Annotated in this window: 6 protein-coding genes; 5 read left to right on the forward strand and 1 reads right to left on the reverse strand. The window is 72.6% G+C overall.

Annotated elements, in window-relative coordinates:
• Positions 1-110 precede the first annotated feature (110 nt).
• Positions 111-947, reverse strand: a complete 837-nt coding sequence (locus tag ACRDTB_RS23690) for an SGNH/GDSL hydrolase family protein (RefSeq protein WP_431433650.1) — start codon at positions 945-947, stop codon at positions 111-113.
• Between the two features lie 205 nt (positions 948-1,152).
• Here ACRDTB_RS23690 and ACRDTB_RS23695 point away from each other — a divergent pair, with 205 nt between their 5' ends.
• The 5 genes from ACRDTB_RS23695 to ACRDTB_RS23715 form a co-directional block, all read left to right on the forward strand.
• Positions 1,153-2,220 (forward strand): carboxylate-amine ligase, encoded by a 1,068-nt coding sequence (locus tag ACRDTB_RS23695; RefSeq protein WP_431433652.1) that lies wholly within the window; start codon positions 1,153-1,155, stop codon positions 2,218-2,220.
• Between the two features lie 75 nt (positions 2,221-2,295).
• Positions 2,296-2,565 (forward strand): DUF2277 domain-containing protein, encoded by a 270-nt coding sequence (locus tag ACRDTB_RS23700; protein ID WP_431433653.1) that lies wholly within the window; start codon positions 2,296-2,298, stop codon positions 2,563-2,565.
• A gap of 194 nt (positions 2,566-2,759) precedes the next feature.
• Entirely contained in the window at positions 2,760-4,538 is a 1,779-nt protein-coding gene (locus ACRDTB_RS23705; protein WP_431433654.1) for an ATP-binding protein, read from the forward strand.
• Between the two features lie 137 nt (positions 4,539-4,675).
• Positions 4,676-6,010 carry an exonuclease SbcCD subunit D gene (locus ACRDTB_RS23710; protein ID WP_431433655.1) on the forward strand — a complete coding sequence of 445 codons (1,335 nt, stop codon included), beginning with the start codon at positions 4,676-4,678 and terminating at the stop codon, positions 6,008-6,010.
• On the forward strand, positions 6,011-7,131 hold a 1,121-nt coding region (locus tag ACRDTB_RS23715; protein ID WP_431433656.1), incomplete at its 3' end, for an AAA family ATPase.

Below are 7,131 nucleotides of genomic sequence, written 5' to 3' on the forward strand. Positions count from 1 at the left end.
GGGCTGTCGCAGGGCCGGCCGACCCACGGCCGACCGTACCCCGATCCTCGCACCTCCAAACCCGAATTCCCAGCGCAGGAGCGGAAATCACCTCGTGACGTGAACGTTGGTCACACCGACCGCGGTGGGGCCTGCCGGTCGACGGTCAGCGAGCTCAGCCGGCTCTGCACCGCCGGGGCGTACCCGGAGGACTGGCCGACGGCCTTGGGGTGGTAGGACTCCATGATCGGGTTGGACAGGCCGTTGATCCACTCGGCGTCGTCGCACACCGCGTGGCCGGTGAATGCCCCGCGCACGTCGACGAAACCGAAGCCGTGTGCGGCGGCTCGGCCGGCGATCGTCGTGGCCAGCAGGTCGGCCGTCTGGTTCAGCGCGGTCTGCTCGGCCCGGCTGATCCGCGCGAGCGCGTTGCACGCCTCGCCGTTGAACAGCCGCGGATAGCCGACGACCGCGACCCGTGCGTTCGGCGCGCGGTCGCGGATGCGGGTGTAGAGGTTGTCGAGCGCCCCGGGCAGCGTGTTGCGGATGTAGTTGTTGGCGTTGTCGATGTCCGCGGTGCAGGTCCATGGCCAGGGCAGCGCGCACTGCGTGATCACGTCGGCGAACCCGGCGTCGTTGCCGCCGACCGACACCGTGACGTACTCGGTGCTCGCGTTGAGGCTGCCGAGCTGGTTGAGGACGTCCGGCACGCGGGCGCCGGAGCAGGCGGCGAAGGTGAGCGGCGCGCCGAGACGCTGGGCGACGAGCACCGGGTAGGCCCGCGGCGAGCGGTAGCAGGAGCCGGAGTCGGGGTAGTAGGTGCGGGTGCCGACGCCGGAGGAGTACGAGTCGCCGAGCGCGGTGTACGGGCCGGCGGCCGCCTGGGCCGGCGACAGGCCGACGAGGGCCAAGCCGGCGGTCAGGGCGGCGAGTAAGAAAGCGAGCAGGGCGGAGCGGACGAGACGCATGGGCTGCCTCCACACGGATCCGGGACGTCCGGCTGCAGGGGGACCGGACCGTTCTCAGCGTGAGTTCCGGTGTGGATCGAGGCAATCGGCCATCTCGGTGGAAACTTTCGAGTTCTGCTGCGGACTTCGCGACTTTCCGTCAGCACGGGTCGGCCAGGTGTACCGAACGTGTTTGTCGGGCCTGGTCGACGGGTAGGTGACGTTGGTGCCGCGCTTGGTTGGTGTGGAGGAGGAGTTCCTGCTCGTGGACGCGGACGGCCAGCTGTCCGGCCACGGTCCCGAGGTCGTCGGCTCGGCGCGTGAGCAGGCGGGGGCCTTGGAGACCGAGCTGACGCTGTGCCAGGTCGAGTCGGCCACCGACGTCTGCCGCACGCCCGACGAGATCCTCGACCAGCTGACCACGCTGCGCGGCTCGCTGGCCTCGTCCGCGCGGGAGCGCGGCCTGCGGCTGCTGCCGAGCGGGTGCCCCGTGCTGCCGGAGGAGGACCGGCCGGGGATCACGCCCAAGCCGCGCTACCAGCGGATGGCCCGGCTCTACGGCGCGACGGCCCGCGCGGGCGCCACGTGCGGCTGTCACGTGCACGTCGACCTGCCGGACCGGGCGCTGGCCGTGCAGGTCGTCAACCACGCGCGGCCGTGGCTGCCGGTGCTGCTCACGGTGACGGCGAACTCGCCGTTCGACGGGTTCGACACCGGGTACGCGAGCTGGCGGTACCAGACCTGGTCGCGCTGGCCGTCGGCGGGCCCGCCACCGGTGTTCGCCTCGCTGGACGAGTACGAGTCCACTGTGGACGCTCTGCTGCGCTCGGGGGCGATCCTGGACAAGGGCATGGTCTACTGGGACATCCGGCTCTCCGAGCACCAGCCGACACTCGAGTTCCGGGTCTGCGACGTGGCGGCCTCGGCCTCGGACGCGGCGCTGCTCGCGATCCTGGTGCGTGGACTCGTCGAGCACGCGGTCGATCGGATCTCCGTCGGCGTGCCGGCCCAGGACGTGCCGTACGCGGTGTTGCGGGCCAACCTCTGGCGCGCGTCGCGCCACGGACTGCGGGGCGAGTGCCTGCACCCGGTCACCGGTGCGCCGGCCCCGCTGCACGATCAGCTCGCCGACCTGGTCGGGCTGCTCCGGCCCGCGTTGGGGCCCGACGCGGCGTTCGTCGAGGCGGGGCTGGCGTCGCTGCGGTCGGTGGGCACCGGCGCGGACCGGCAGCGCGCGGTGTTCTCCCGGCGGCGGAAGCTGACGGACGTGGTCGACGAGCTGGCGCTGCGGTGACGGTGTCCGTGACCGGTGTGGCCGGTGTGGCTCGGGGCGGCGCGGTGTGGCGTGGGGCGACGTAGGCTCGGGCGCATGTGCCGAAACATCACCGCTCTGCGAGGCCTGGAGCCGGCCGCGACGCCCGAGGAGATCGAGGCGGCGGCGCGGCAGTACGTGCGCAAGGTGAGCGGGGTCCAGTCGGTGACGGACAAGACCCGTGAGCCGTTCGAGGAGGCGGTGGCCACCGTCGCCGCGGCGACCACCCGGCTGCTGGCGGAGCTCCCCCCGCGCAAGCAACCGCCCACGAAGCTCCCGCCCCTGCGCCGACCCGAGGTCCAGGCCCGCCTGGCCGCCCGCAAGTAACCCGCGAGCCCCCCTCCCGGACTCGCGAGTCCAACCTTCCGGACCGGTGAGTCCAACGTTCCGGGCGTCCCGAATGTTGGACTCGCGGGTCCGGGGTGTTGGACTCGCGGTCTGGGATGACGCGGCTCGGTGTGGTTGCCGGGTGTTGTCCGGCGCCGGACTTAGACTGCAGGCTCCGCGATCGAGGAGCGTGTGTGGCCGAGCCGAGTCCGTCCCCCAACGGTGCCCTGTCCGCCGGGCAGGTGCCGGTGGGGCTCGTGGTCGGCACTGTGGCGGCGAGCCCCCTCGAGTTCTCCGTCGGCGTCGCGGCCGACCAGTTCCTCCAGCTCGACGACGTGGTGGTGACGCGACGCAAGCTGCCGGACGGCACCGAGGTGCGGATCGCGGGCGTGGTCACCGGCGTCGAGGCCGGTCACGAGGGCGCCCGGTTCGCCTCCGACGTCTTCCTCATCCGGGACGGCGCGCTGCCGGCCGAGGTCAGCGAGGTCGCCGAGGTCACGGTCACCCGGGTCGAGCCCGAGGTCTACGTCCCACCGCGCCCCGGCACCGAGGTCGCCCGGGCCACCGGCGACGAGCGGGACTCGGCGCTGTACTTCGACACGATGGCCGGCGCCAAGCTGCCCGTCGGGCTCGGTCGTGACGGCCAGCCGGTGTTCCTCAACTTCGAGTTCGTGGACGGCACCCGCGGCGGCCACGTGTCGATCTCCGGCGTGTCCGGCATCGCGACCAAGACGTCGTTCGCCACGTTCCTGCTGCACTCGATGTTCACCAGTGGCGTCCTGCAAGGCGAGGCGCACAACACGAAGGCGCTGGTCTTCAGCGTGAAGGGCGAGGACCTGCTCTTCCTCGACTACGCGAACTCCCGGCTGACCGACGAGCAGCGGGCCCGGTACGGGCTGCTCGGCCTGCCCGCGTCGTCGTTCCACAACGTCCAGGTCTTCGCCCCGCCGCGGCCCGGCGACCCCAGCGGCACCCCGGACGTGCGCGCCCGCGACCGGGCGGTGAGCCCGTTCTACTGGACGCTCGCGGAGTTCTGCGCGCAGGAGCTCATGCCGTTCGTGTTCGCCGACGGCGAGGACGAGCGCAGCCAGTACACGATGCTGATCGGCCAGGTGGCCGTCCGGCTCAAGCGCGACCACGGCAAGGTCGGCGCGGACGGCGCCGTCCAGATCGCCGATGTCGACCCCGGCCGCGGCGGGCCGCTGCGCAGCTTCGAGCAGCTGGTCGGGCTGATCGAGGACGAGCTGCTCGACGAGGAGACCCGCCGCGACTGGGTGGCCGGCAGCACCTCCACCGGCAGCGTCAACGCCTTCCTGCGGCGGCTGCGCTCGGCGGTCCGTCCACTGTCGACGATCATCCGCGCCGACCTCAAGGACCGGGGCAACCGCTCGCTGACCACCGGCGAGGCCCAGGTGACGGTCGTCGACCTGCACAACCTGCCCGACCGTGCGCAGCGGTTCGTGGTCGGCGTGTCGCTGCGCCAGGAGTTCCGCCGCAAGGAGGAGCAGGGCACCGCGCGCCCGCTGATGTTCATCGTCCTCGACGAGCTCAACAAGTACGCGCCGCGCGAGGGCGACAGCCCGATCAAGCAGATCCTGCTCGACGTCGCCGAGCGCGGCCGCTCGCTCGGCGTGATCCTCATCGGCGCGCAGCAGACGGCGAGCGAGGTCGAGCGGCGGATCGTGGCGAACTGCTCGATCCGGGTGGCCGGCCGGCTCGACCCGGCCGAGGCGTCCCGGCCCGAGTACGGCTACCTGCCGCCGGCCCAGCGGCAGCGGGCGACGATCGCGAAGCCCGGCACGATGTTCGTGTCGCAGCCGGACATCCCGGTGCCGCTCGCGATCGAGTTCCCGTTCCCGGCATGGGCCACCCGCCCGGCGGAGAAGGGTGCGTGGACCGGGGTCGACACCGGTCCGGCCGCACCCGCCGACCCGTTCGCCGGCATCCCCGACGACGACCCACCACCGTTCTAGAAAGGGTTCTATGAAAAGGCCGAGCGCTCCCCAACCGCACCCAAGGGGAACGGGACGCGACCCAGCCACAAGTACGTGACCAACCGGAGTGTCATCTCCCAGCGTGACCAACACTTTGAAATTCCGGGGAGGCGGGTATGAGAATCCTGCACACGGCCGACTGGCACGTGGGCAAGGTGCTCAAGAACCAGCCCCGCCTCGACGAGCAGCGCGCCGTGCTCGCCGACCTGGTCCGGATCGCCGGGGAGGAGGACGTCGACCTGGTGGTCGTGGCCGGCGACCTGTTCGAGACGTCCGCGCCGACCCCGCAGGCGCAGTCGCTGGTGATGAAGACGCTGATGGCACTGCGCGGTGGCGCCGGTGCGGACGGCCGGCAGGTGGTCGCGCTCGCCGGCAACCACGACAACCAGCGGCTCGTGCAGGAGGTCTACGCCCCGGTCCTCGGCGAGCTGGGGATCCACGTGATCGGCACGCCGCGCCGCCCGGACTCGGGCGGCACGCTCACCCTCGACACCCGCTCCGGTGAGCGGGCGGTCGTCGCCGCGCTGCCGTTCCTGTCCCACCGCGTCGCCGTGCGCGCGGCCGAGGTGCTGCTGCACGACCCCGGGCGGCACAACCAGGACTACGCCAACCGCGTCAAGGCGATCATCGACGTGCTGTGCCAGGGTTTCACCGGCGACACCGTCAACCTCGTCGCCACGCACGCCACGCTGCTGGGCGGCCGGTGGGGCGGCGGCGAGCGCGCGGTGCAGACCCTGCTCGGCTACGAGGTGCCGCCCGACACGTTCCCGCCGAGCACCCACTACGCCGCGCTCGGCCACCTGCACCGCTATCAGCAGATCGGCGGCCCGTGCCCGATCGCCTACTCCGGCTCGCCGATCGCGCTCGACTTCGGCGAGGAGGCCAACGAGCCGGTGGCGCTGATCGTGCACGCCACCCCGGACAGCCGCGCGAAGATCCGCCCGGTGCCGCTCACGGGCGGCCGCCCGCTCGCCACGTTGCGCGGCACGCTCGACGAGGTCGTGGCCGCCGGCGAGGAGGCGGGGGACGCGTTCCTGCGCGTGGTGCTCACCCAGAAGGCGAGCGCCGGGCTCGCCGACCTGGTCCGGGAGAAGCTGCCGAACACGCTCGAGGTCCAGATCGACGAGAAGTTCCGCGCGCGGGTGGACGGCGGCGGCGCGGTGCGCACCCGGATCGGCCGCTCGCCGACCGACCTGTTCGCGGACTTCCTGGCGGAGAAGGAGATCGAGGACCCGCGGCTCGGCACGATGTTCGCCGAGCTGCTCGACGACGTGAGCGGGAGCGAAGGAGCGCACGCCGCCTGGACTGAGACAGGGTCGCTCCGCAAGCGTCGCTCCGGCGAGCGCGCGCAGGCGCGAGGAACGAGCGCCGAGCACGTGAGGAGGGAAGGCGGCGTTCTAGCGACTGAGCGGAGCGAACCATCCAACACAGAGACCACGGGAGGACGGTAGATGCGCCCGCTGCGCCTGGTGTTCGAGGGCTTCGGCAGCTACCGGGAGCACACCGACGTCCAGCTGTCCGATGTGGACTTCTTCGTGCTGACCGGGCCGACCGGGTCCGGCAAGTCGACGGTGATCGACGCGCTGTGCTTCGCGCTGTACGGCACGGTTCCGCGGTGGGGCAAGGGAAACGTGATCCGCAACGCGCTCGCGCCCTCGGTCAACGAGGGCCGGGTCTGCCTGGTGTTCGAGGCGGCCGGCGGGCGGTACGCGGCGGCCCGGCAGCTGCGCCGCGACGCGCGCGGCAACGTGCACACCAAGGAGGCGCGGCTGGACCGGCTCGACGAGAGCGTCCCGCCCGACGCCGATCTCGCGAAGATCCTCGAGGCCGTGGTCCGCGCGGAGGCCGAGGGCGACCGGGTCACCGGCGCGGTGAGCGAGCTGCTCGGCATCGGCTACGAGCAGTTCACCCAGTGCGTCGTGCTGCCGCAGGGCCGGTTCGCGGAGTTCCTGCAGGCCAAGCCCGGCGACCGGCAGGACCTGCTGATCGCGCTGCTCGCCTACGCCGTCTACGAGGACGTCGGCAAGCGGGCCAGGGAGCGCCAGCAACTCGCGAAGGGCAAGCTCGAGATGGCCGAGAAGCGGCTCGCCGAGCTGGGCACGGTCACCGACGAGGTGATCGCGTCGGCCACCCGCCGGGTCGCCGACCTCGAGGGTTTGGTGTCCACAGTGGACTCGGCGGTCGAGGAGATGGCCGCGCTGCGGGTGAGGTGGAACGACGCGCACGAGGCGGCCAAGCAGGTGGACGCGCAGCTGGCCGACCTGCGGGCCCTGCGCAGGCCCGGTGACGTGGTCGACCTGTCCTCCCGCCTCGCCGCCGCCGACGAGGAGGTCGGGCGCCGCGCCGAGGAGCGGGCGGCCGCCGAGAAGCGGGAGGCAGAGGCCGAGGCCGCCCGCGTCGAGCTGCCGGAGCACACCGAGCTGTCGCGCTGGCGCGAGGCGCATGCCCGGTCGGCCGCGCTGACCGACCGGCTGGAGCGGCTGCGCGCCGCCGCGGCGGCGGCCGAGGAGGCCGAGCGGGCCGCGGCGGCCGAGTTCGCCGAGGCGGAGCAGGCACTCGCGGACGCCGAGAC

It is taken from the genome of Actinophytocola sp., assembly GCF_050699935.1.
GTDB lineage: Bacteria > Actinomycetota > Actinomycetes > Mycobacteriales > Pseudonocardiaceae > Actinophytocola.